20 protein-coding genes and 1 riboswitch are annotated in these 21,882 nt (G+C 73.7%); of the genes, 14 read left to right on the top strand and 6 right to left on the bottom strand.

Annotated elements, in window-relative coordinates; translation table 11 throughout:
• The first annotated feature begins 202 nt into the window (after positions 1-202).
• Positions 203-589: a hypothetical protein gene (locus ACFVUH_RS22020; RefSeq protein ID WP_387915009.1), complete on the top strand. Its 387-nt coding sequence runs from the start codon at positions 203-205 to the stop codon at positions 587-589.
• 61 nt (positions 590-650) lie between these two features.
• Complete coding sequence (locus tag ACFVUH_RS22015; protein ID WP_387915008.1) at positions 651-1,685, top strand: hypothetical protein; 1,035 nt, start codon at positions 651-653, stop codon at positions 1,683-1,685.
• Positions 1,686-1,745: 60 nt separating this feature from the next.
• On the opposite strand, the gene ACFVUH_RS22010 is transcribed toward ACFVUH_RS22015, so the two are convergent.
• Positions 1,746-2,636, bottom strand: a complete 891-nt coding sequence (locus ACFVUH_RS22010) for a helix-turn-helix domain-containing protein (protein WP_387915007.1) — start codon at positions 2,634-2,636, stop codon at positions 1,746-1,748.
• 235 nt (positions 2,637-2,871) lie between these two features.
• On the opposite strand from ACFVUH_RS22010, the gene ACFVUH_RS22005 reads away from it, so the two are divergent.
• The 3 genes from ACFVUH_RS22005 (at position 2,872) to ACFVUH_RS21995 (ending at position 4,568) form a co-directional block, all read left to right on the top strand.
• The gene (locus tag ACFVUH_RS22005; protein WP_355369303.1) at positions 2,872-3,075 is read left to right on the top strand and encodes a hypothetical protein; all 204 of its coding nucleotides are present in this window, start codon (positions 2,872-2,874) and stop codon (positions 3,073-3,075) included.
• Positions 3,076-3,171: 96 nt separating this feature from the next.
• On the top strand, positions 3,172-3,807 hold the full coding sequence (locus ACFVUH_RS22000) for a TetR family transcriptional regulator (protein ID WP_355369305.1): 636 nt from the start codon (positions 3,172-3,174) through the stop codon (positions 3,805-3,807).
• A complete protein-coding gene (locus ACFVUH_RS21995) occupies positions 3,804-4,568 on the top strand; it encodes a glucose 1-dehydrogenase (RefSeq protein ID WP_355369307.1) in 765 nt (254 codons plus the stop codon). Before ACFVUH_RS22000 ends, ACFVUH_RS21995 begins: the two co-directional genes overlap by 4 nt.
• Positions 4,569-4,628: 60 nt before the next feature.
• Here ACFVUH_RS21995 and ACFVUH_RS21990 read toward each other — a convergent pair whose 3' ends face one another.
• On the bottom strand, positions 4,629-5,876 hold the full coding sequence (locus tag ACFVUH_RS21990) for a cytochrome P450 (protein WP_387915006.1): 1,248 nt from the start codon (positions 5,874-5,876) through the stop codon (positions 4,629-4,631).
• Positions 5,877-6,110: 234 nt separating this feature from the next.
• On the opposite strand from ACFVUH_RS21990, the gene ACFVUH_RS21985 reads away from it, so the two are divergent.
• The 8 genes from ACFVUH_RS21985 (at position 6,111) to ACFVUH_RS21950 (ending at position 16,862) form a co-directional block, all read left to right on the top strand.
• A complete protein-coding gene (locus ACFVUH_RS21985; RefSeq protein WP_387915005.1) occupies positions 6,111-7,151 on the top strand; it encodes an alpha/beta fold hydrolase in 1,041 nt (346 codons plus the stop codon).
• A 292-nt stretch (positions 7,152-7,443) separates the two neighbouring features.
• Entirely contained in the window at positions 7,444-9,078 is a 1,635-nt protein-coding gene (gene abc-f / locus ACFVUH_RS21980) for a ribosomal protection-like ABC-F family protein (RefSeq protein WP_387915004.1), read from the top strand.
• A gap of 175 nt (positions 9,079-9,253) precedes the next feature.
• Entirely contained in the window at positions 9,254-11,500 is a 2,247-nt protein-coding gene (locus ACFVUH_RS21975) for an MMPL family transporter (protein WP_387915003.1), read from the top strand.
• A 41-nt stretch (positions 11,501-11,541) separates the two neighbouring features.
• Positions 11,542-12,645, top strand: a complete 1,104-nt coding sequence (locus tag ACFVUH_RS21970; RefSeq protein WP_387915002.1) for a glutamate--cysteine ligase — start codon at positions 11,542-11,544, stop codon at positions 12,643-12,645.
• A gap of 77 nt (positions 12,646-12,722) precedes the next feature.
• Complete coding sequence (locus tag ACFVUH_RS21965) at positions 12,723-13,769, top strand: YihY/virulence factor BrkB family protein (RefSeq protein ID WP_387915001.1); 1,047 nt, start codon at positions 12,723-12,725, stop codon at positions 13,767-13,769.
• A 123-nt stretch (positions 13,770-13,892) separates the two neighbouring features.
• On the top strand, positions 13,893-14,297 hold the full coding sequence (locus tag ACFVUH_RS21960) for a DUF4259 domain-containing protein (RefSeq protein ID WP_387915000.1): 405 nt from the start codon (positions 13,893-13,895) through the stop codon (positions 14,295-14,297).
• 115 nt (positions 14,298-14,412) lie between these two features.
• Positions 14,413-15,258: a PIG-L family deacetylase gene (locus ACFVUH_RS21955; RefSeq protein WP_387914999.1), complete on the top strand. Its 846-nt coding sequence runs from the start codon at positions 14,413-14,415 to the stop codon at positions 15,256-15,258.
• 202 nt (positions 15,259-15,460) lie between these two features.
• A riboswitch (cobalamin riboswitch) is annotated at positions 15,461-15,699 on the top strand.
• Positions 15,700-15,752: 53 nt separating this feature from the next.
• A complete protein-coding gene (locus ACFVUH_RS21950) occupies positions 15,753-16,862 on the top strand; it encodes a HoxN/HupN/NixA family nickel/cobalt transporter (RefSeq protein WP_387914998.1) in 1,110 nt (369 codons plus the stop codon).
• 83 nt (positions 16,863-16,945) lie between these two features.
• Here ACFVUH_RS21950 and ACFVUH_RS21945 read toward each other — a convergent pair whose 3' ends face one another.
• A complete protein-coding gene (locus ACFVUH_RS21945; RefSeq protein WP_387914997.1) occupies positions 16,946-18,343 on the bottom strand; it encodes an erythromycin esterase family protein in 1,398 nt (465 codons plus the stop codon).
• A 176-nt stretch (positions 18,344-18,519) separates the two neighbouring features.
• Positions 18,520-18,783: a hypothetical protein gene (locus ACFVUH_RS21940; RefSeq protein WP_355369324.1), complete on the bottom strand. Its 264-nt coding sequence runs from the start codon at positions 18,781-18,783 to the stop codon at positions 18,520-18,522.
• Positions 18,784-19,129: 346 nt separating this feature from the next.
• On the opposite strand from ACFVUH_RS21940, the gene ACFVUH_RS21935 reads away from it, so the two are divergent.
• Positions 19,130-20,899 carry an oleate hydratase gene (locus tag ACFVUH_RS21935; protein ID WP_387914996.1) on the top strand — a complete coding sequence of 590 codons (1,770 nt, stop codon included), beginning with the start codon at positions 19,130-19,132 and terminating at the stop codon, positions 20,897-20,899.
• Positions 20,900-20,946: 47 nt separating this feature from the next.
• On the opposite strand, the gene ACFVUH_RS21930 is transcribed toward ACFVUH_RS21935, so the two are convergent.
• Entirely contained in the window at positions 20,947-21,246 is a 300-nt protein-coding gene (locus ACFVUH_RS21930) for a WhiB family transcriptional regulator (RefSeq protein ID WP_355369326.1), read from the bottom strand.
• A 47-nt stretch (positions 21,247-21,293) separates the two neighbouring features.
• Positions 21,294-21,740 (bottom strand): SsgA family sporulation/cell division regulator, encoded by a 447-nt coding sequence (locus ACFVUH_RS21925; RefSeq protein WP_355369328.1) that lies wholly within the window; start codon positions 21,738-21,740, stop codon positions 21,294-21,296.
• Positions 21,741-21,882 lie beyond the last annotated feature (142 nt).

Here is a 21,882-nt window from a genome sequence, read left to right as displayed (position 1 = left end):
CGCCGCGCGGGGGGGGGCGGGCGGGGGGGGGCCCCCCCCCCCCCCCCGGGGGGGCCCCCCCCCCCCCCCCCCGGGGGGGGGGGGCCCCCCCCCCCCCCCCCCCACGGCGACGGTCCCCGGTGATCGTGGGAGCGAGGCGGAGTACTACGCTGACGGCGATGGGACGTACGTCAACGAACGTCCTCGACAAGGGGGGCTGGGGATGACTCCGCTCGGGCTCGATGTGGCCGTCTGGTGGTGGGTCGCGCTGCTGGCGACGGGGGTGTACCTGTGCGTCATGGTGCCGCACATGCCGACTCCCGGGTACCGCGTGCGGACCGCGCTGGCACCCGTCGCCATGGTGCTGTTCGGGCTGGCGAGCTACGCGGCGAAGCAGATGGAGCCGGCCACCGTGCTGGCGATGTACACCTCGGCGGTGCTGGTCTTCCCGCTGGGGGCCGTCGGGCACCGCAGGAAGCTGGCGCAACGCCTGATGGCGGCCGAGGAGGCGGGCGAGTCCGAGGACGGGACCTGGCCGGTGGCCATGGTCGCGCAGACCTTCCTGGCCTGCGTGGTGATGATCACGGCCTACTTCCTGGTCAAGCCGTAGGCGCTCTCTTTCGGCTCATGCCGGGCGGCGGAGGGACGCGGCGGCGGGCAGAGTGGACCGCGTGCGCGATCATGCTCCACTGATGCGGCGGCGGGCCGTCCTGGTCGGCGGGCTCGGCGTGGCGCTCGGCGCCGCCTGCGGCTGCTCGAACGGCGGCTCGAACGGTGCCGGCTCCCGGGAAGGCGCCACGGCGACCACCTCGCCGGCTCCCCCGGGCCCGGCCGGCGCGCCCACGACCACACCCCTGCCGACGGCCTCCGCCACCCTGCCGACGGCCACGCCCTGGCGCCCCGGGCCCGGCGAGGTGCAGCCGGACGTCAAGCTGCGCGCGGTCGAGCTGATCGAGGCGCTGGGCACCTGGGGCCCGGGCGGGCAGGGACCGGCCGCGGCCCGGGAACGGGTGGCGGCCCTCGGACTCCCGCCGCAGCTCGCCGACCAGGCGGGACCGCTGCTGCCCGCCGACGCCGAGGCGGTGGTGGAGGTGATCGACGCCCAGTACGGCGGCATCCTCGCGGACTCGGCGAGCGTCCTGGTGGTGTGCCGCCAGTGGTCCGCCACCGGTTCCGCCGTCACCGCCGGCGGGACGACGGTGGACGTCCGGCTGAGTGCGGCGAGCCCCCGCTGGACGGTCACCGCGCTCCATCCCGCCGATCCGGGGCCCGCCGCGCCGCAGCTGCCGGCGCTCGCCGGCCGGGTGCTCGCCGAACCCCGGATCGTCCTGCCGCCGGCGGCCGTCGCGGACCTGCGCAGCGGCTCGGTCCACGACAGCGTGCTGCAGGCCATGCTCACCCTGGCCGGCCCCTACTCCTTCCAGGTCAGCGTGGTCCGCTCGGGTCACCCGCTGAACGTGTTCGGGACCGACCGGCCCAGCGACCACCCGGCCGGCCGGGCCTTCGACACCTGGCAGATCGACGGCCACGCCGTGGTCGACCCGGCCACTCCGCGCGACCTGGTCGAGGGTTTCATGCGGGCCGCCGCCGCGGCCGGCTCCTACAACGTCGGCGGGCCGCTGCTCCCGGCGGGCGGTGCGACGGCCAACCAGTTCTTCACCGACGACACCCACCACGACCACGTGCACGCGGGCTTCCTGAGCTGATCCACGGGCGCCCGGACGGTCCGTGAGGCCCCGGACGCCCCGGACGCCCCGGACGCCCCGTCAGACCTCGGCCGGACCGTCGGCGGACGGCGGCGCCGCAACACGCGCGGCGGACGGCGCGGACCCGGGCGCCAGGGCACGGGCCAGCCGGCGCAGCCTCCGCTCGGAGCCGGATCCCGGGGCGGCGGTGTACACGGCCATCACCTTGTCCGGATGTCCCGCGAGGTGCAGCGCCTCGGCGGAGAGGCTGAGCAGGCCCACCGCCGGGCAGGCGATCAGGACGTTCGCGTGATCGTTCTCCTGCACCACCTGCTCCGCCCAGAGCCGGCGGAACACCGCGCTGCACGCCCGCAGTTCGCCGATCTCCCGGGCGAGGCCGGGGTCGTGCGGCCACGTGCCGACCTCGCCCCGGAGGTAGGACACGGTCTCGCGGGCCTTCTCCTCCCAGTTGACGAACACCCGGCGGGCGCGCGGGTCGGTGAAGACCAGCCGCCCGACGGTGCGGCGGTCCGGGTGGACGCGGGCGAAGTCGATGAACACGGCCGCCGCCAGCCCGTTCCAGGCCAGCACCGAGCCGCCCCGGCCCACCAGGTAGGCAGGCGTGAGGAGCATCGAGTCCAGCACCCGCTGGATGCCCGACCGCCGGTCCGGGGGAAGGCCGGCCTCCTCGCGGTCGGTCGGGCGGGCGAGGCCGCGCAGGTAGCGGCGCTCCCCCGGGCTGAGCCGCAGGGCGTCGGCCACCGCGTCGAGGACGGCGTCCGAGACCCGCGACGCCTGCCCCCGTTCCAGCCGGGTGTAGTGCTCCACGCTCAGGGCCGCCAGTGCGGCGACCTCCTCGCGGCGCAGGCCGGTCACTCTGCGGATGCCGTGGGCGGGCAGCCCGACCTCGTCGGGGCGAAGCCTCGCCCGCCGGGAGACCAAGAAGTCACGGAGAGCTTCAGCGATATCCACAGCAGTGATTGTCACACCGCCCCCGCTGTCCACCCATCCACCGCGAGACGTACACCGGCGGACGGAACTCCGACCGTGGCGGTACCCGAACGTCCGCGGCGGGAGCCGTCGTTGCGCACAGGGAAGGCCGTTGCGCCAGGGCACGCTCTGCCCTCCCTCGGGTGGGGACCGGGGCGCATCCTCGTTCCACCGGCGCCGTCTCCCGGCGGGTCGGCTCACAGGAGGAGGACCAGCCTTGGCCACCAGGACCACCACCCGGACCACCACCCCCCGGACCGGTCGGCGGCGCGCGGTCACCGCGCTCGCCGCGCTCGTCGCCGTGTGCGGCATGACCGTCGGCACGGCCGCCACCGCCTCGGCGACGGCCGCGCCGCCCAAGAAGTGCAAGATCGAGGTCTGGTACCAGGACCACTGGGTGACCGTCTCGACCAGCTGCTGACACCCTTCCGGCCCCTCGGCCCCGCCGTCCCGCGACGGCGGGGCCGAGGCGTTCTGCTTCATTGACGTTAATAATGCCCAGTATTAATCTGGTCGTATGGCAAGAACGTCGGCGGGCCATGAGACCCGCGAGAGGCTGCTGCGGGCCGCGGAGGAACTCTTCGCGACCCGGGGCGTCGAGGCCTCGCTGACCAAGGACATCGTCCGGCTGGCCGGGCAGAGCAACCCGTCCGCCGTGCAGTACCACTTCGGCTCCCGCGAGGGCCTGCTCGACGCGATCATGGCCGCCCGCCAGGAGCGCACCGAGCGGGCGCTCGCACCGGACCTGCCGGCGCTCGCGGACGCGGACCTGCCCGGACTGCTCGGCGCGCTGGTCACCGCCGAGGCCACCGAACTGCGTACCGAGCAGGGCCGGCGCTGCCTGCGGATCTCCGCGCAGATCAGCCACAACAGCGGCGTCCGCACCCGGACCCCGCACCCCACCCTGGCGGGCGGCGGCTACTGGCGGCTGATCGAGCTGACCGAGGAGCGGATCTCCGCGCTGCCGGAGCCGATCCGGCTGGAGCGGCTCGACCTGGTCCTCACCCTGATCGGCGCGGCGCTCGCCGACCGCGCGCAGCAGTACCTCGCCGGATCCGCGCCGCTGACGGACGAGGAGACCTTCCTCGCCGACCTGGTGACGGTGTCCGCCGCCATGCTCGCCGCCCCCGCCCCCCGAAGGAGCACGTCATGAACGACCTGACCGGCAAGACCGTCATCATCACCGGAGGCGCCCGCGGCCTCGGCGCCGAGGCCGCCCGGCTGGCCGTCGCGGCCGGCGGCAACGTGGTGATCACCGACGTCCTGGAGGACGACGGCCGGACCACCGCCGCCGAGCTCGGCGAGCGGGCCCGGTTCGTCCGGCACGACGTGACCTCCGAGGAGGAGTGGCAGCGCGTGGTGGACTTCGCGGTGGCGGAGTTCGGCGCGGTGCACGGCCTGGTCAACAACGCGGGCATCTCCACCGGCACGCTGCTGGCGGACGAGAGCGTCGAGCACTTCCGCCGGGTGCTGGACGTCAACCTGACCGGTGTGTTCATCGGGATGAAGACCGTCGTCCCGGCGCTGCGCGCGGCCGGCGGCGGCTCGATCGTCAACATCTCCTCGGCAGCCGGCCTGATGGGCCTGGCGCTGACGGCCGGCTACGGCGCCTCCAAGTGGGGCGTGCGCGGCCTCAGCAAGATCGGCGCGGTCGAGCTGGGCACCGAGCGGATCCGGGTCAACTCGGTGCACCCGGGCATGACGTACACGCCGATGACGGCCTCGGTCGGCATCCAGCGGGGCGAGGGCAACTACCCCAACACCCCGATGGGCCGGGTCGGCGAGGCCCCGGAGATCGCCACCGCCGTGGTCTTCCTGCTCTCCGACGACTCCTCCTACGTCACCGGCGCCGAGCTGGCGGTGGACGGCGGCTGGACCACCGGACCGACCGTCAAGTACGTCATGGGCCAGTGAGCCCCGCGCGGCCGCGCCGTCCCGGAGGGTGCCCGGGGCGGCGCGGCCGCGTTCCCGCCGTCAGGCCCGCGGGCCGTGCAGCAGCACGGGGAGCGTGCGGTGGCCGTTGGAGATCAGCGACTCCACCGGCCGCAGCTCGGCGTCCGGGGCGAGCACGAGGTCCGGGAAGCGCTCGAAGAGCCTGCTCAGGGCGGTGCGGCCCTCCAGCCGGCCGAGCGGGGCGCCGAGGCAGAAGTGCACGCCGTGACCGAAGGCGAGGTGGTCCTTGTCCGCCCGGGTCAGGTCGAAGACGGCGCCGTCGGTGTGCCGGGAGGGGTGGCGACCGGCGGCGGCGTAGGAGGCGAGGATCGCCTCGCCGCGGCGGACGGTCACCCCGCCCGGCAGCTCGATGTCCTCCACCGCGTAGCGCAGCGGCAGGTGGGCGACGGGCGCGTCGCGGCGCAGCGTCTCCTCGACCACGTCCTCCCAGCCGACCTTGCCCTCGCGGACCAGGGCGAGCTGGTCGGGGTGGGTGAGCAGGTTGGCGATGCCGTTGTCGATCAGGTTCACGGTGGTCTCGTAGCCGGCCGAGACCACCAGCAGCAGGGTGTCGAGCAGTTCCTGTTCGCTCAGCCCGGCGTCGCCGCCGTCGGCACCGCTGTCGACCCCGTCCCCGGCCCCGCTCTCGCAGGCGGCGATCAGCGCGGAGGTCAGGTCGTCGCCGGGCTCGCGGCGCTTGGCGGCGATCAGCTCGCCGACCATCCCGTAGAAGGCCACCGCGTTGGCCTCCGACTCCGCCGGGGTGAGCGTGGTGTCGAAGGCGCCGTCCACATGGGCCCTGAAACGATCCGTCAACTCGGGCGGCAGACCGAGGAGTTGGGCGATGACCTGGATCGGCAACGGGTAGGCCAGGCGCTCGCGGAGGTCGACCGGCGTACCGGGCGGCGTCGCGGCGAGGTCGTCCAGCAGGGCCTCCGTCAGCTCCTCCACGCGCCCGGCGAGCTCGTTGATCCGGCGGGCCGTGAAGGCCGTGCCGACCAGCCGGCGCAGTCGCCGGTGGTCCGCGCCGTGGGCGGTGAACATGCTGCGCACGGTCACCCAGAGGGCCAGCGGCCAGCCGGAGGAGATCTCGGGGAGCTCGGGCCAGTGCCGGCGGCCGTCCTTGGAGACCCGGGGGTCCTTGAGCAACTCCTCCAGCAGGTCCGGGTCGGCCACCGCCCAGGCCTTCACCCCCAGGATGTCGACGGGCGTGGCCGGTCCGCGCGCGTGCAGCTCGGCGGTCTCGGCGTCGCGGTCACGGCCGGTCGGGTCCAGCACGAGACGGTCCACAGGGGCTCCTTCGGTCGTACGGCGCAGGGACGCGGCACGGTCCGGACCGTGCACGGGGACGAGCATGCCGCCGCGCGTCCGCCGCGTCGAGAGGGCCTTCGCGGTGCGGATGACACCCTTCCGGGGCACCACCCGAACAGCCGTCCCACCGTCAATCGGCCGATGCGCGCGGTCGCTTCACCGCCGACAGTGGCTGGTACCGGCCGATCCGGCCGCACCACGGAGGGAACGAGCATGATCGACAGGCGCACCTTCACCAAGGCGCTCGGACTCGGCGGGGGCACCACCGCGCTGTCCCTGGCCGCCCGGTCCGGGCCGGCGCAGGCGGCGGACGGCGGCCCCGGACCGCGCACGGCGCCGACGGCGCACACCGGCTTCGCCCGGCTGGCGCAGGTCCGGGCCGGGCTGCTGGACATCGGCTACGCCGAGGACGGCCCGGCCGACGGCCCGGTGGTCCTCTGCCTGCACGGCTGGCCGTACGGCATCCACAGCTACGTCGACGTCGCCCCGCTGCTCGCCGCGCACGGCTACCGCGTCGTCGTCCCCTACCTGCGCGGGCACGGCAGCACCCGCTTCCTGTCCGACCGCACCGTCCGCAACGCCCAGCAGTCGGCGATCGCGCTGGACGTCCTGGCGCTGCTGGACGCGCTGGGCGTCGAGCGCGCCGTGCTGGCCGGCTTCGACTGGGGCTCGCGCACCGCCGACATCCTGGCCGCACTGTGGCCGGAGCGGGTGAAGGCGCTGGTCTCGGTCAGCGGGTACCTCATCACCGATGTGAAGGCGCAGCAGGAACCGCTGGCAGCCGCCGCCGAGCACACCTGGTGGTACCAGTTCTACTTCGCCACCGAGCGCGGCCGGCGCGCCATGGAGGATCCGCGCAGGCGCGACGACCTGTGCCGGCTCGTCTGGGACACCGTGTCCCCCAGCCGGCCGTTCGACGACGCGGTCTTCGCCCGCACCGCCGCCGCCTTCGACAATCCCGACTACGCCGCGATCGTGGTGCACAACTACCGCTGGCGGCTGGGCCTGGCGGACGGCGAGCGCCGCTACGACCGCCTGGAGGAGCGGCTCGCGGCGCGCCCGCGGATCGCCGTGCCGACCGTCACCCTCGACGCCGGGCGCGACCCGTTCACCGCGCCGGGCGACGGCGCCGGCTACCGGCAGTACTTCACCGGGCCCTATCTGCACCGCACCCTGCCGGAGGTCGGCCACAACGTGCCGCAGGAGGCGCCCGCCGCCTTCGCGCGGGCCGTCCTGGACGCCGACCGGCTCTGAAGCTCCGCCGGCCGGCGGCACGGGCCTCCGCTGTCCCCCTGCGGATCCATCCACCTGCGGCGCGGGGCCCGTGCTGCTACAGTGGCGAGAACGTTGATCTTTCGTCGAGGAGACCGGACATGGTGGTGGACGACGACATCTCCGGGTGATACCCGGACCGACAGGCCGCTCGCCGGTGCGCTGAAGCACCGCTGCCGCGGCCCGGCTGTCGTCCCCTCCTCCCCCTCGTCCACTCAGGGGACAGGTGTGTCCTTCCCTGCCCCTGAAGCCGTCACCCCGTGAGGTCGTCTTCATGTCCGGCGCTTCCGTCGTCTGCTCCACCCTGTCCTTCTCCTGGCCCGACGACACCCCCGTCTTCCAGGACCTCTCCTTCGCCGTCGGCGCGGGCCGCACCGGCCTGGTCGCGCCCAACGGCAGCGGCAAGAGCACGCTGCTGCGGCTGATCGCCGGCGAGCTGCGGCCCACCGCCGGGTCGATCACCGTGGACGGCACCCTCGGGTACCTGCCGCAGACCCTCCCGCTGACCGCCGGGCTGACCGTCGCGGAGGTGCTGGGCGTCGCGGAGATCATCCGGGCCATCGACGCGGTGGAGTCCGGGGACGTCGACGAACGGCACTTCACCGCCATCGGCGACGACTGGGACATCGAGGAGCGCACCCGCGCCCAGCTGGACCGCCTGGGCCTGGGCTCGCTCACCCTGGACCGCACGCTGCGCACCCTCAGCGGCGGCCAGATCGTCTCGCTGGGCCTGGCGGGCCAGTTGCTGAAGCGGCCCGACGTACTGCTGCTCGACGAGCCCACCAACAACCTCGACCTGGACGCCCGGCACCGGCTCTACGACACCCTGGAGGACTACCACGGCTGCCTGCTGCTGGTCAGCCACGACCGGGCACTGCTCGACCGGATGGAGCGGATCGCCGAACTCGACCGGGGCGAACTGCGCCTGTTCGGCGGCAACTTCACCGCCTACGAGGAGGCCGTACGGGCCGAGCAGGAGGTCGCCGAGAAGAACGTCCGCAACGCCGAGCAGGAGCTGAAGCGGGAGAAGCGGGAGATGCAGCTGGCCCGCGAGCGGGCCGACCGCCGGCAGAGCAACGCCGCCCGCAACCTCAAGAACGCGGGCCTGCCGAAGATCTTCGCCGGGAACATGAAGCGCGGCGCGCAGGAGGCCGCCGGACGGGCCGGCCAGGTGCACGCCGGCCGGGTCGGCGAGGCGAAGGCGCGCCTGGACGAGGCCGGGCGGGCGCTGCGCGAGGAGCAGCGGATCGTGCTGGACCTGCCGGACACCCAGGTGCCCGCCGGGCGCACCCTGTTCCTCGGCGAGGGGCTGCGCGTGCGGCTCGGCGAGCGGGAGGTCTTCACCGGCGCCGGCGTCGACCTGACCGTCCGCGGCCCGGAGCGGATCGCGCTGACCGGCCCCAACGGCGCGGGCAAGAGCACGCTGCTGCGCCTGCTCACCGGCGACCTCGCCCCCGGGGGCGGCGAGCTGCGGCAGGCCGACGGGCGCGTCGCCTACCTCTCGCAGCGCCTGGACCTGCTCGACCCGGACCGCACCGTCGCGGAAAACTTCGCCGCGTACGCCCCGGAGCGGCCGGAGGCGGAGCGGATGAACCTGCTCGCCCGCTTCCTGTTCCGCGGGGCCCGGGCCCATCTGCCGGTCGGGGTGCTGTCGGGCGGCGAGCGGCTGCGCGCCACGCTGGCCTGTCTGCTCTGCGCCGATCCGGCCCCGCACCTGCTGCTGCTGGACGAGCCGACCAACAACCTCGACCTGGTCAGCACCGGGCAGTTGGAGAACGCCCTGAACGCCTACCGGGGCGCGTTCGTGGTGGTGAGCCACGACGAGCGCTTCCTGAGCGGGATCGGCATCACCCGCTGGCTGCGGCTGGCCGACGGCGAACTGCGGGAGACGGCGGCTCCGGTGCGCTGACGGCCGCCGATGCCCGGGCAGGGGCCGGCCGGACGGCGGTCGGCCCCTGCCCGGGCGTCCGGCCGCACACCGCCGCCGGGGCGACTACCCGCCGGTACCGGTGCGCGGCGCGGCCCGCCGGGGAACGCTGCGCCGGATCGGCGCGCAGCCGCGCCGGAGACCCCGGGAGCCGTCCATGCCGCCGTCCGACCGCCGCTCCGCACCGGCCGCCACGCCCGCGGCCAAGCGTGCGGGCCTGCGCCGCCTGGGCGAGTGGTGCGCGCGTCACTCGCTGCTGGTCATCGTGCTGTGGATCGTGGCGCTGGCCGCCGTCCAGGCCGCCAACCGGACGGTCGGCGGCACCTACTCCGACGACTTCTCACTGCCCGGCACCCAGGCGGCGCAGGGCAAGGAGGTCCTCCAGGCGCACGAGCCGGCCGCCGCGGGCACCAGCTCCCAGGTGGTGCTGCACGACGCCGCGCCGCTGACCGGCTTCCAGACGCAGATCGGCCAGGCCGTCTCCGCGCTCCAGGCGCTGCCGCACGTGCTCGGTGCGCAGAGCCCGCTGCCGCCGCCCGGGCAGCCCGCGCCGCCCGGCGGACCGCTGTCGGCCGACGGGCTGACCGGCTACATCACCGTCCGGTTCGACACCAACCCCACCCTGCTCGGCGACGACTACCTGATCGGCGTGGACGCCGCCGTCGCCCCGCTGCGGGCCGCCGGGGTGCAGGTGGAGTACGGCGGGCCGCTCGGCGAGCTGGCCCGGCCGGCGCCGGACGACCGCTCCAGCGAGGCGATCGGCTTCGCGGTGGCGATCGTGGTGCTGCTGGTCGGCTTCGGCAGCCTGCTCGCGGCCGGGCTGCCGCTGCTGACGGCGCTGTTCGCGGCGGTGGTCGGCCTCGGCGTGCTGGGGCTGATCGCCGCGCTGTCCACCTTCGCGACGGTGGCGCCCACCCTGGCGACCATGATCGGCATCGGCGTCGGCATCGACTACGCGCTGTTCCTGCTCACCCGGCACCGGCAGAACCTGATGGACGGCGTGGACCCGGTCGCCTCCGCCGGGCAGGCGGTGGCCACCAGCGGGCGCGCGGTGCTGGTCTCCGGTTGCACGGTGATCATCGCACTGTCCGGGCTGTCGGTGTCCGGCATCTCCTTCATCGCCAAGCTCGGGGCCGCCGCCGGGGTCACCGTGGTCACGGCTGTGCTCGGCGCGCTCACCCTGCTGCCCGCGCTGATGGGGCTCATCGGCCGCCACATGGACCGGATCTCGATGCGCCGGCCGATCGCCGAGAGCGGCGGTGCCCGCGGCGAGGAGGCCACCGGCGCCTGGCACCGCTACGCCCGGCGGGTGGAGGCGCACCCCTGGCGCTACCTGGTCGCCGGCGTGGTCGCGCTCGGGGTGCTGTCGATCCCGCTGTTCTCCATCCAACTCGGCCACATCGACGACGGCGCCGACTCCACCGACTTCACCGACCGGCGCGCCTACGACCTGATGTCCCAGGCCTTCGGCCCCGGCTCCAACGGGCCACTCACCCTGGTCGTCGACCAGGGCGCGGTGCCGGCCGGCAACCGCCCCGCCGTCCAGGCCTCGGTGCAGCAGGCCCTCACCGGCCTGCCCGGCGCGGCGAGCGTCGGCCCGCTGCAGACCAGCCCCGACGGCGTGGTGCTGTTCAACACCGTCGTCCCGGCCACCGCGCCGCAGGACCGCGCCACCACCGACCTGGTGAACCGGCTGTCGGACACCGTACTGCCGGACGCCGTGGCCGGCACCGGCGCGAAGACCTACGTGACCGGCAACACCGCGGCCCAGGTGGACTTCCTGGACATCGTGTCCAGCCGGCTGGTGCTGATCATCGCGGTGGTCGTCGGGCTCGCCTTCCTGATCATCCTGGCCGTCTTCCGCGGCCTGCTGGTCGCCGTCAAGGCCGCCGTGCTCAACCTGCTGTCGATCGCGGCCTCGTACGGGGTGGTGGTGGCGGTCTTCCAGTGGGGCTGGGGCGGGCCGGCGCTCGGGGTGGCCGGGAAGGTGCCGATCGAGAGCTACGTGCCGATGATGATGTTCGCCATCGTCTTCGGACTGAGCATGGACTACGAGATCTTCCTGCTCTCCCGTGTGCACGAGGCGTGGGTGCGCACCGGCCGCCCGCACGACGCCGTCGCGCACGCCCTGGAGATCACCGCCCGGGTGATCACCTGCGCCGCGCTGATCATGGTCAGCGTGTTCGCCGCGTTCATCGTCAGCGACAACATCGTGATCAAGATGATGGGCCTCGGTCTGGCCGTCAGCGTGCTGGTCGACGCCACGATCGTGCGCCTGCTGCTGGTGCCCGCCGTGATGACCCTGCTGGGCGCCGCCGCCTGGTGGACGCCGCGCTTCCTCGACCGGATCCTGCCCCACATCGACACCGAGGGCGAGGGCGAGCAGGTGCAGACCCTTGGGTGACGGAGGGCGTGGGACAGGCGGTCGCGGGTAGCGGAGGGGCCATGCTGACACTCGGAGTCGAGGAAGAGTACCTGTTGGTCGACCCGCGGGACGGCACCCCGCTCCCCCGGGCGGCCGAGGTGCTCGCCGCCGCCGATCTTGCACCGGCGCTGCGGCCGAGCGAGGCCCAGCACGAGTTGCTCCAGGTCCAGGTCGAGACGGCCACCCCGGTCTGCGAGGACCTCGCGGCGGTGGTCCGCCATCTGTCACGCGTGCGCGCCGGGCTGAACGCGGCCGCCGCGCAGCACGGCTGCCGGGTCGTCCCGGTCGGCTCGGCGCCGTTCGGGCTGGACGATCCGGTGCCCGTCACGGACGGCACCCGCTACCGGCTGGCCCGCCGGCAGGCGCCCGCGCTGGTCGACGACCTGATGCTGAACGGCATGCACGTGCACGTCGGCGTCGAGGACGAGGAGGTGCGCCTGGGCGCGCTGGTGCGGCTGCGGCCCTGGCTGCCGGTGCTGATCGCGCTCTCCGGCAACTCGCCGTACTTCCGTGGCCGGGACACCCACTTCGCCAGCTGGCGGACGGTCCGCTTCGACCAGTGGGCCGTCGGCGGCCCGCCGCCCGCCTTCGTCGATGCCGCGGACCACCGACGGCGGGTGGCCGCGCTGCTGAGGAGCGGAGCGATCGCGGACGCGGGCCAGCTCCACTGGCACGCCCGGCTCTCCAGCCGCTACCCGACGGTCGAGGTGCGCGCCGCCGACGTCCAGCTGACGGTCACCGACGCCGAACTGTTCGCCGGCCTGATCCGGGGCCTGGTGGTCCGCGCCGTCCTGGACGAGCGGGCCGGGGAGCCGCGCCCGGCGGTGCCCGGGGAACTGCTGCGCGCGGCGACCTGGCACGCCGCCCGGACCGGCCCGCGCGGCCGGCTGGTCTCCCCGGTCAGCGGCACCGCCCGGCCCGGCGCCGAGGTGGTCCGGGAGTTCCGTTCCCACGTCGCCCCCGGACTGCTGGCCACGGGGGACAGCGGGCGGATCGCGGAACTGTGGGAGCGCTACGAGCGCGAGGGCAGCGGCGCCGACCGCCAGCGCCGCTGGTACGCCGAGGGCGGGCGGGAGGGCCTGACCGAGCACCTGGTGGGCTCCACCGTCTGCCCGGAGCAATGAGGCGGCGAGGCGGTCTCGGCGGTTGGGAGGGCGCGCGTCCAGGTGTCCCGTCGCGCGGCTGGGGCAGACGCGCGGGCGTGAATCCGATCGAACGCGCCCTGCGCGCGGTGGACCGCTTCCAGCAGCGCCACCGCCCGCCCGCCTTCGTCTTCGGGGTGATCAAGAAGTACGGGGACGACCGCGGCGGTCTGCTCTGCGCGCTGCTCACCTACTACGGCTTCGTCGCCCTGATCCCGCTGCTGCTCCTGCTCAGCACCGTGCTCGGCTTCGTCCTGCACGGTCACCCCGGGGCGCAGCAGGCGGTCGTCAACTCCGCGCTCGCCGACTTCCCGATCATCGGCGACCAGCTGCGCCAGAGCACCCACTCGCTCCAGGGCAGCGGACTGGCGCTGGTCATCGGTGTGCTCGGCCTGCTCTACGGCGCGCTCGGCGTCACCCAGGTGCTCCAGCACGCGATGGCCGAGATCTGGAACGTGCCCGGTGTGCGGCGGCCCGGCTACTTCCCCCGGCTGGCGCGGGGACTGCTGCTGTTCGCCGTCCTGGGCACCGGGCTGGTGCTGACCACGGCCGGCGCCACGCTCGTCGGCACCGCGCTGGGCGGGCTGCCCGCGCGGATCGGGGCGCTCGTCGTCTCGGCGCTGCTGAACACGGCGCTGTGCCTGGCCTGCTTCCGGGTGCTCACCCCGCGCGACGTGCCGACCCGGTCGCTGTGGCCGGGCTGTCTGCCGGCCGGGCCGTTGTTCACCGCGCTGCAGGCGTTCGGCTCGCTGCTGGTCGCGCACGAGCTGCGGCACGCCGGGCAGGTCTACGGCTTCTTCGCCACCGTGATCGGCCTGCTCTTCTGGCTCTACCTGACCGCGCAGGTCACCGTGTACGCGGCGGAGACCGACGTGGTGCTCGCCCGCCGGCTCTGGCCGCGCAGCCTGCTCCAGCCGCCGCTGACCGCCGCCGACCTGGACGTGCTCGCCTTCGTCGCCCGGCAGGAGGAGCGCCGGCCCGAACAGCGGGTGGACGTCTCGTTCCACGACACGGGCGCTACGGAGCCGGAGGGCCCGGAGCGGAGCGGCGGGGAGCCGGAGGGCCCGGCGCCGGACCACGGGGAGGCCGACGGCCGGGCCGGGTGAGCGGGGCGCCCACCGGTCGACGGGTTCGGCGGGACGGCCGCCCCCCGGCGATGTCAGTGCGGTCTGCTTCGATGAGCGGGACAGACACCGGGACGGACAGCGGGACCCTTCGAAGGAGACCTTGTGGGCACGTGGGGCAGCGGGAACTTCGAGAGCGACACGGCCCTGGACCACCTGTCGCTCGTCATCGACCGGCTCGTCGACGAGGTCGCCCAGGCGATGGCGGGCGACCCCGTCGAGCTCGAACCCGACGAGTACTGGGGCGTCGCCGTGCCGTGCAACCTGGAGCTGCTGTTCTCCCTCGCCCGGGCCGGCCACGGCGCCGGCGACCTGCCGGAGGCCCGCGTGATCATGCAGTGGAAGACGACGTTCATGGCCGTCTGGGAGCGGAGCATCGACGGCCTGGAGCCCTCCCCGGGGTTCAAGGAGGCACGCCGGTCGGTACTGAACCGCACGTTCGACCAGTTGGCCGAGGCCATCGCCCGGAACGCGGCGGCCGATCCGAGCGGGCCCGGCTCCCCGGAATAGGGGACCGCGGCTCCCTCGTTCCCAACAGTCGATCAGAAACACGGCGGACCGCGCTCTGTCGGCCCCGTGCCGCAGACCGAGGCCGAACACTCGGCAGACCTAAGGATGAGCCCCCATGACCGACCGGCCCCTGACCCTGATGGCCGTGCACGCCCACCCCGACGACGAGGCCACCGGCACGGGCGGTGTGCTCGCCCGCTACGCGGCCGAGGGCATCCGGACGGTGCTCGTCACCTGTACCGACGGCGCCTGCGGAGACGGCCCGGGAGGAGTCAAGCCCGGCGAGGCCGGACACGACCCGGCGGCCGTCGCCGCGATGCGCCGTCAGGAGCTGGAGGCCAGCTGCGAGGTCCTCAAGGTCGACCACCTCGAAATGCTCGACTACGCGGACTCCGGGATGATGGGCTGGGCCGCCAACGACGCGCCCGGCTCGTTCTGGACCACGCCGGTGGACGAGGCGGCCGCCCGCCTCGCCGAACTGATGCGGCGCTACCGGCCCGACGTCGTCGTGACCTACGACGAGAACGGCTTCTACGGCCACCCCGACCACATCCAGGCCAACCGCATCACGTCGCGGGCGCTGGAGCTGGCCGGCACGACGCCGAAGGTGTACTGGACGACGGCCCCCCGCTCGATGATGGCGCGGTTCGGGGAGGTCATGCGCGAGCTCGGCGCGGACTGGGAGGAGCCGGGTTCCGAGGAGCCGGGCTCCGGGGAGTCGGAGATGCCCGAGATCGGCCTCCCCGACGAGGAGATCACCACCTGGGTGGACACCACCGCGTTCGGCGGCCAGAAGTTCGACGCGCTGGCCGCGCACGCCAGCCAGGGCGAGAACATCTTCTTCCTGAAGATGGGCAAGGAGAAGTTCACCCAGCTGATGGGCGTGGAGACCTTCGTCCGGGTCCACGACACCACCGATGCGGAGCTCCCCGAGAACGACCTCTTCGCCGGCCTGCGCTGAGCAGCCCCCACCCGGCGGCGCGCCCCGCGCCGCAGACCGTGATGAGCCGTCGCCCGGCCGGGCGACGGCTCATCGGTCATCAACGGGGACCGGCCGGAGGAAGGATCGCTCCAGGTCAGAACCACCCCCTCGACCGTGCGGACCCGCCCTGTTGCGACGGGCACGCAACTGCACAGCCTTGTCGGCAGGAGGGCCCAGCCCCTACGGTGTTCCCCGCCGTGGTGCTCGGGAAGACCGGTGGCGGCCCGTCAGGGCCCAATCCGGCGCGGCCCTCGCCACTGTGAAGGGAAGTACCCCCGACGTGCCCGCGACCGACGCGGGCAGTCACCGGTGCCGTACGGCACACGGGAAGACGAGTCAGGGGTGCGCTCCGCCCTGCCCGGACGCGGGTGCGGCGGTACACCCGAAGCCAGGAGACCGGCCACGGCGCGCGCAGTACCCCCCGGCCCCGCCCGGGGGTGCCCCCCATCGAGGAGCTGGAGAGGCCGCCCGTCATGACCCTCACCGACGACACGTCGTCATCGACCCTGCCCAGGGCCCCGCGCTGGCAGCGCGGGGACACCGTCCGCACCGGCGGCCTGCTGGCCGTCATCGCCGCCATGCACGTCGTCGCCTTCGGCACGCTGTTCCTGCTGGTCGCCCCGGAGAAGTACGAGGTCGGCACCCAGGTGTTCGGCGTCGGCCTGGGCATCACCGCCTACACCCTCGGCATGCGGCACGCCTTCGACGCCGACCACATCGCCGCCATCGACAACACCACCCGCAAGCTGATGGCCGACGGCCAGCGCCCGATCTCGGTCGGCTTCTGGTTCGCGCTCGGCCACTCCAGCATCGTCCTGGCGATGGCCGCCCTGGTCGCCGGCGGTGCCCGGTTCGCCGGCACGCTGGTCGACGACCAGTCCACCGTCCGCGGCGTCCTGGGCGTCATCGGCACCGGTGTCTCCGGCACCTTCCTGTACCTGATCGCCGCCCTCAACCTGTTCGCCCTGGCCGGGATCCACAAGGTCTACAAGGCCATGCGGGCCGGGCAGTTCGACGAGCGCCAGCTGGAGAAGCACCTCGACGAGCGCGGCTTCATGAACCGCTTCCTCGGCCGCCTCACCAAGTCCATCACCCGCCCCGGCCAGATGTACCCGCTCGGTGTGCTCTTCGGCCTCGGCTTCGACACCGCCACCGAGGTCACCCTGATGGTGATGGCCGGCTCCGGCGCCGCCTCGGGGCTGCCCTGGTACGCGATCCTCTGCCTGCCGCTGCTCTTCGCCTGCGGCATGAGCCTGTTCGACACCCTCGACGGCACCTTCATGAACTTCGCCTACCACTGGGCGTTCTCCAACCCGGTCCGCAAGGTCTACTACAACCTCACGATCACCGGCCTGTCGATCGCCGTCGCCTTCCTGATCGGCACCATCGAGCTCGTCGGCGTGCTGCACGAGAAGCTCGACCTCACCGACCCCGTCACCACCTGGATCGCCGACATCAGTCTCGACAACGTCGGCTACGTCATCGTCGGCCTGTTCGTCGTCGTCTGGGCCTGCGCCCTCGGCTACTGGCGGCTCGGCAACGTCGAGCAGCGCTGGAGCGCCCGGGTGGAGAAGACCGGCTGACGCCCCTCCGGACCGCGCCGCCGCGCCGGCGCGCGCCGCATCCCGACCGGGGCCCGGCACGGCCCCGGTCGGAGCGGACCCGATCAGAACCTGCGCGCCTCGGTGACCTGGTTCAGATGGATGAGGACGTCGTAGGCCCGGCCGATCGCGAGCCGCGGCAGGGGGTCCTTGACGAAGATCGTGCCGGCGTCGTAGGTGGGCCGGCTGACGTCCAGCCAGTCCCGGGCCGCCCGGGGAGCGGTGCGCAGGTCGACGTAGTAGTCCCGGTAGCGGACCCGGTCGAGGGTGTACTCGTTCATGTCCGGAGTGGCCGCCGGGACGGTGACGGACTTCCAGCCGCCGGTCAGGACCGCGTCGGTGGTGAGGAAGGAGCCGCTGTCGAAGGTGAAGCCGATGGCCACGTAGTCGCGGCCGTAGGTGTCGCGCAGCTGGGAGCCCTGCGGCTCGGGGTACAGGAAGGTGTCGGTGGACAGGTAGCCGGCGTGGCCGTTGTGCGCCGACATCAGCACCTTGCCGCCGGTGCGGCGCTGCCACCAGGCGGTGTTCTCGGCCATCGCCCGGTCGCGCAGCTGCTCCGAGGCCGCGACGGAGGCCGGGTCGCCGAGGTCGAAGGTGGCGAAGGCGAAGGTCTGGGCGATGTTGCGGGCGTGCTGCACGGCCCACTCGTACGCGTCGTCGCCGGGGGTGCCGCTCGCGGTGACCAGGTCGAGCGCCTGCCGGGCCGTGGCGGCGTTCGCCCGGCGCTCGGCGACCGGCCTGCCGATGTAGGCGAAGAGGTCGTCCAGGGGCCGCAGGCCGGCGTAGAGCCCGTCGAGCTGCGGGAGAGCGGCAGGCCTGGCCTGCCGCACGTAGGAGGTGACCCGGTCGAAGGCCGGGTCGCCGAGCCTCGGGAGGCCGAGGTCGTCACCCACGAAGTGGACCGGGTTCTTCGGGTGGCTCCGGTTGTGGGCCCGCATCCAGGCGATCAGGTCGGCGAACTCCTCGCGCTCCCACGGGCTGCCGCCCAGGACCTCCTTGACGAGCTGCCGGGCGTCTCCCGGCCCGCCCTGGACGTACTCGTCGATCTGCAGACCGCTGGTCCAGCTGGTCTCCAGGGCGAAGCTGGTGAAGCCCTTCTCCTCGACCAGGTAGCGGAAGAGCCGCTGCTTCATCGCGAAGAACTCGTGCGAGCCGTGGGTGGCCTCGCCGAGGCCGACCACCTTGGCGTCGCCGATCATCGCGCCCAGCGCGTTCAGGTCGGCGGTGCGGCCGCCGGCTTCCGTGGTGCGCAGCGGCTGGGCGACGCTCTCCAGAGCGCGCACGACCTCGGCCCGGCGGGCGTACTCGGCGTTCACCTCCGCCGTGGCCGCCGGTCCCACCGGGGCGGCGACCGCCGCCACCGGGGCCGGCACGGCCACTGCCGCCACTACCGCCACTGCCGCCACCGCCGTCGCCGCCGCCGCCAGCAGTCCGCGCCGCCCGATCCGCTTGCTGTCCGTCATCGTTCCGGTTCACTCCTCGACTCGGCCTGAACGCCGTCGACCTCGGCGTTTCGGTGAGTCGATCCTGACTTCGGCGGCGACGGCGGCGCACTGGGGACGGCCTCCGGCCTTCCTGGGGGCAACCCCCCGGCGGAATTCGGTGGGCGTCCCCCCGCCCGCCGGGGGGCCGCCGTCCGTTACCGGGTGCGCAGGGCCCGCTCGCACTCGCGGCAGCGCTGCTCGGCGAGGGTCGGCGGGTACCAGGGTTCGCCCAGGCCGGGCCGGAAGTGGGCGTGCTCCATGTCCCCGGTGTCCCGGCCGCACAGGGTGCGGGGCAGCGGGTCCTCGGGCACGTCCGGGTCGGAGCCGGCGGCGTGCACGGCCGCGACGGCGGGCTCGACCCCGTCGGGGCCGAGGACCCGGGCGGGTTCCAGCTCGTAGAGGACGACGATCGAGGCCATGGCACGAGGATCGGCCGCCCGGGCCGCCGGGACACCCCGGGGTGGGCTGTTCGGGGGCCGGGGACCGTTCGAGGGCGCGCCCAGCGGGGTCGGAAGCGGCGCGAAGGGCGCGAAACGGGACCAATGGCACGATCCGTCCGGGACCTCCGGACCGGGATCAGGTCCCGGTGGACCGATCCGCGGCCGTGCCGGACGGGGCAGTGTGGTGATCACGGCGCAGGGCGTGCCGGGCCGACGGGGTGTCACCCGTTCGGACCAGCCGCGTTGCCGCCGGAAGCGCCGTTGGCCAGCGTGGGCGAGGTCTGCCGGCGCGCCGACGGCTGATCCACCGATCGAAGGAGTGCACGTGTACTGGAGCAGCGGGAACTACGAGGCGTTCGCCAAGCCGCGCAAGCCCGAGCGGGCCGACCGGGCGAGCGCCTGGTTCGTCGGTTCGGGCCTGGCGTCGCTCGCGGGGGCGGCGTTCCTGGTACGCGATGCGCAGGTGCCCGGCGAGCGGATCACCGTCCTGGAGCGGCTGCGGCTGCCTGGCGGTGCGCTGGACGGCATCAAGGAGCCGGAGAAGGGCTTCGTGGTGCGCGGCGGCCGCGAGCTGGAGGACCACATGGAGTGTCTGTGGGACCTCTTCCGCTCGGTGCCCTCGCTGGAGGTCGAGGGCGCCTCGGTGCTCGACGAGTTCTACTGGCTGAACAAGGACGACCCGAACTTCTCGCTCCAGCGGGTCACCGAGCAGCGCGGCCGGGACGCCCGCACCGACGGCCTGTTCGCGCTGAACGACCGGGCGCAGAAGGACCTGGTGCGGATCTTCCTGGCCACCCGCGAGGAGCTGGAGGGCAAGCGGATCGACGAGGTCTTCGGCCGTGACTTCCTGGACAGCAACTTCTGGCTGTACTGGCGGACCATGTTCGCCTTCGAGGAGTGGCACGGCGCCCTGGAGATGAAGCTCTACCTGCACCGCTTCGTCCACCACGTCGGCGGCCTGCCGGACCTCTCGGCGCTGAAGTTCACCAAGTACAACCAGTACGAGTCGATGGTGCTGCCGCTGACCCGCTGGCTGATGGACCAGGGCGTGACCTTCCGCTTCGACACCGAGGTCACCGACATCGACTTCGACCTCACGCCCGGCCGCAAGCGGGCCACCCGGATCCACTGGACCGAGGCCGGGAAGCCCGGCGGCGTCGAACTCGGCGAGGACGACCTGGTGTTCACCACCATCGGCTCGCTCACCGAGAACTCGGACAACGGCGACCAGCACACCCCGGCCCGGCTGGACGACGGCCCGGCACCGGCCTGGGACCTGTGGCGGCGGATCGCCGCCAAGGACCCGGAGTTCGGCCGCCCCGAGGTGTTCTGCGGCAACATCGCGCAGAGCAAGTGGGAGTCGGCCACCGTCACCACCCTGGACCCGCGCATCCCCCGGTACATCCAGCAGGTCGCCAAGCGCGACCCGTTCAGCGGCGGCGTGGTCACCGGCGGCATCGTCACCGCCCGTGACTCCTCCTGGCTGCTGAGCTGGACGGTCAACCGGCAGCCGCACTTCAAGCAGCAGCCGGCCGACCAGATCGTGGTCTGGCTGTACTCGCTCTTCGTCGACCGGCCGGGCGACTACGTCCGCAAGCCGATGGCGGAGTGCACCGGCGAGGAGATCACCCAGGAGTGGCTGTACCACCTGGGCGTCCCGGAGGCGGAGATCCCCGAGCTGGCCGCCGAGGCCGCCCGCTGCGTGCCGGTGATGATGCCGTACGTCACCTCGTTCTTCCTGCCGCGCAAGGCCGGCGACCGGCCGCAGGTGGTGCCGGAGGGGGCGGTGAACTTCGCGTTCATCGGCCAGTTCGCGGAGACCGGGCGGGACTGCATCTTCACCACCGAGTACTCGGTGCGCACCGGCATGGAGGCGGCCTACCGGCTGATGGACGTCGAGCGCGGGGTGCCCGAGGTCTTCAACTCCACCTATGACGTGCGCAAGCTGCTCGCCGCGACCAGCAGGCTGCGGGACGGCGCCGAACTGAACCTGCCCGGCCCGGAGTTCCTGCGCAAGCGGCTGCTGCACCGGCTGGAGGCGACCGAGGTGGGCGCCCTGATGGAGGAGTTCGGGCTGATCGACGAAGGGCGGTAGCGGCACGCGCCGGCGGGTCCGCGGACCGGGAACGGTCCGCGGACCCGCTACGCGATCCGCCGGTCCGGCGCCGAGGCGTCGGTGAACAGCACGCGCCGCTCCTCCTCGGTGAGTCCGCCCCACACCCCGTAGGGCTCCCGGGTGGCGAGCGCGTACCGGCGGCACGGCACCCGCACCGGGCAGCGGGCGCAGACCGACTTCGCGTTCTGCTCGCGCTCCTTCGCGGCGGCGCCGCGCTCGTTGACCGGATGGAAGAAGATGCCGCTGTCGACGGTGCGGCAGGCTCCCTCCAGCTGCCAGTTCCGGTGCTGCTCGGCGGCTCCGGGGAGGCGGGGGATGTCGGTCACGGCGGCCCTTTCCTGACGCGGGACGGTGGTCGGTTTCGCCCGCCCGTCTAACCCCGATCCGGCCCTTCATGCCTGCCGGACCGCGGACCCGCCGGTCCGCCGGAGAGCAGGGCGCCGATGCAGCGGTCCCAGTCGATGCGCCCCGACTCGGCCCCGACCGGGACCGCCCGCCCGGTGGCCCGCAGGAAGCGGGCGAGCGGGCGCACCGGGGTGTTCAGGAGCGCCACGCCGTCCGGGCCGCCGAGCGCGACGAAGACGTGCTCGCCGGTGCCGCCGGGCTCGATGTGGATGTCGCCCTCGCCCGCCGGCCCGCGCAGCCCCGCCGCCAGCAGGTCGCGGGACAGCACCCAGACCGCGCCCTCGTCGGCGCCGAAGTCCAGCCGCACGGCGTACGGGTCTCCGCTGTCGTAACGGCACTCGACGTCCAGGTACCGCCCCTGCCCCTCACCGGTGATCAGACACATCCTCAGCTGTGCCACGACCACTTCCGACATCGGCCTCGCCCTCCCTCGACTCGTGCTGCCCGACCCTGTGGGCACCGTCTGCCCCGGCCGACCCGGCTCATGCACGGAATCGACGGGCGTGCCACCCGGAGGACAAAGGGTCGTCGGTACCCGTACGAAACGTCGCGATCAC

The organism is Kitasatospora sp. NPDC058032 (assembly GCF_042885845.1).
Taxonomy (GTDB): Bacteria; Actinomycetota; Actinomycetes; order Streptomycetales; family Streptomycetaceae; genus Kitasatospora.
The sequence above is the reverse complement of the archived record's forward strand: the minus strand, read 5'-3'. Positions and strand labels throughout refer to the sequence as shown.

What these genes read in the sequence shown, in the direction of transcription:
- ACFVUH_RS22020 (WP_387915009.1), top strand. Translation starts at nt 203, where the DNA reads ATGACTCCGCTCGGGCTCGATGTGGCCGTCTGGTGGTGGGTCGCGCTG.
- ACFVUH_RS21945 (WP_387914997.1), bottom strand. Translation starts at nt 18,343, where the DNA reads ATGACGGACAGCAAGCGGATCGGGCGGCGCGGACTGCTGGCGGCGGCG.
- ACFVUH_RS21995 (WP_355369307.1), top strand. Translation starts at nt 3,804, where the DNA reads ATGAACGACCTGACCGGCAAGACCGTCATCATCACCGGAGGCGCCCGC.
- ACFVUH_RS21955 (WP_387914999.1), top strand. Translation starts at nt 14,413, where the DNA reads ATGACCGACCGGCCCCTGACCCTGATGGCCGTGCACGCCCACCCCGAC.
- ACFVUH_RS21940 (WP_355369324.1), bottom strand. Translation starts at nt 18,783, where the DNA reads ATGGCCTCGATCGTCGTCCTCTACGAGCTGGAACCCGCCCGGGTCCTC.
- ACFVUH_RS21970 (WP_387915002.1), top strand. Translation starts at nt 11,542, where the DNA reads ATGCTGACACTCGGAGTCGAGGAAGAGTACCTGTTGGTCGACCCGCGG.
- ACFVUH_RS21985 (WP_387915005.1), top strand. Translation starts at nt 6,111, where the DNA reads ATGATCGACAGGCGCACCTTCACCAAGGCGCTCGGACTCGGCGGGGGC.
- abc-f (WP_387915004.1), top strand. Translation starts at nt 7,444, where the DNA reads ATGTCCGGCGCTTCCGTCGTCTGCTCCACCCTGTCCTTCTCCTGGCCC.
- ACFVUH_RS22000 (WP_355369305.1), top strand. Translation starts at nt 3,172, where the DNA reads ATGGCAAGAACGTCGGCGGGCCATGAGACCCGCGAGAGGCTGCTGCGG.
- ACFVUH_RS21950 (WP_387914998.1), top strand. Translation starts at nt 15,753, where the DNA reads ATGACCCTCACCGACGACACGTCGTCATCGACCCTGCCCAGGGCCCCG.
- ACFVUH_RS21975 (WP_387915003.1), top strand. Translation starts at nt 9,254, where the DNA reads ATGCCGCCGTCCGACCGCCGCTCCGCACCGGCCGCCACGCCCGCGGCC.
- ACFVUH_RS21925 (WP_355369328.1), bottom strand. Translation starts at nt 21,740, where the DNA reads ATGTCGGAAGTGGTCGTGGCACAGCTGAGGATGTGTCTGATCACCGGT.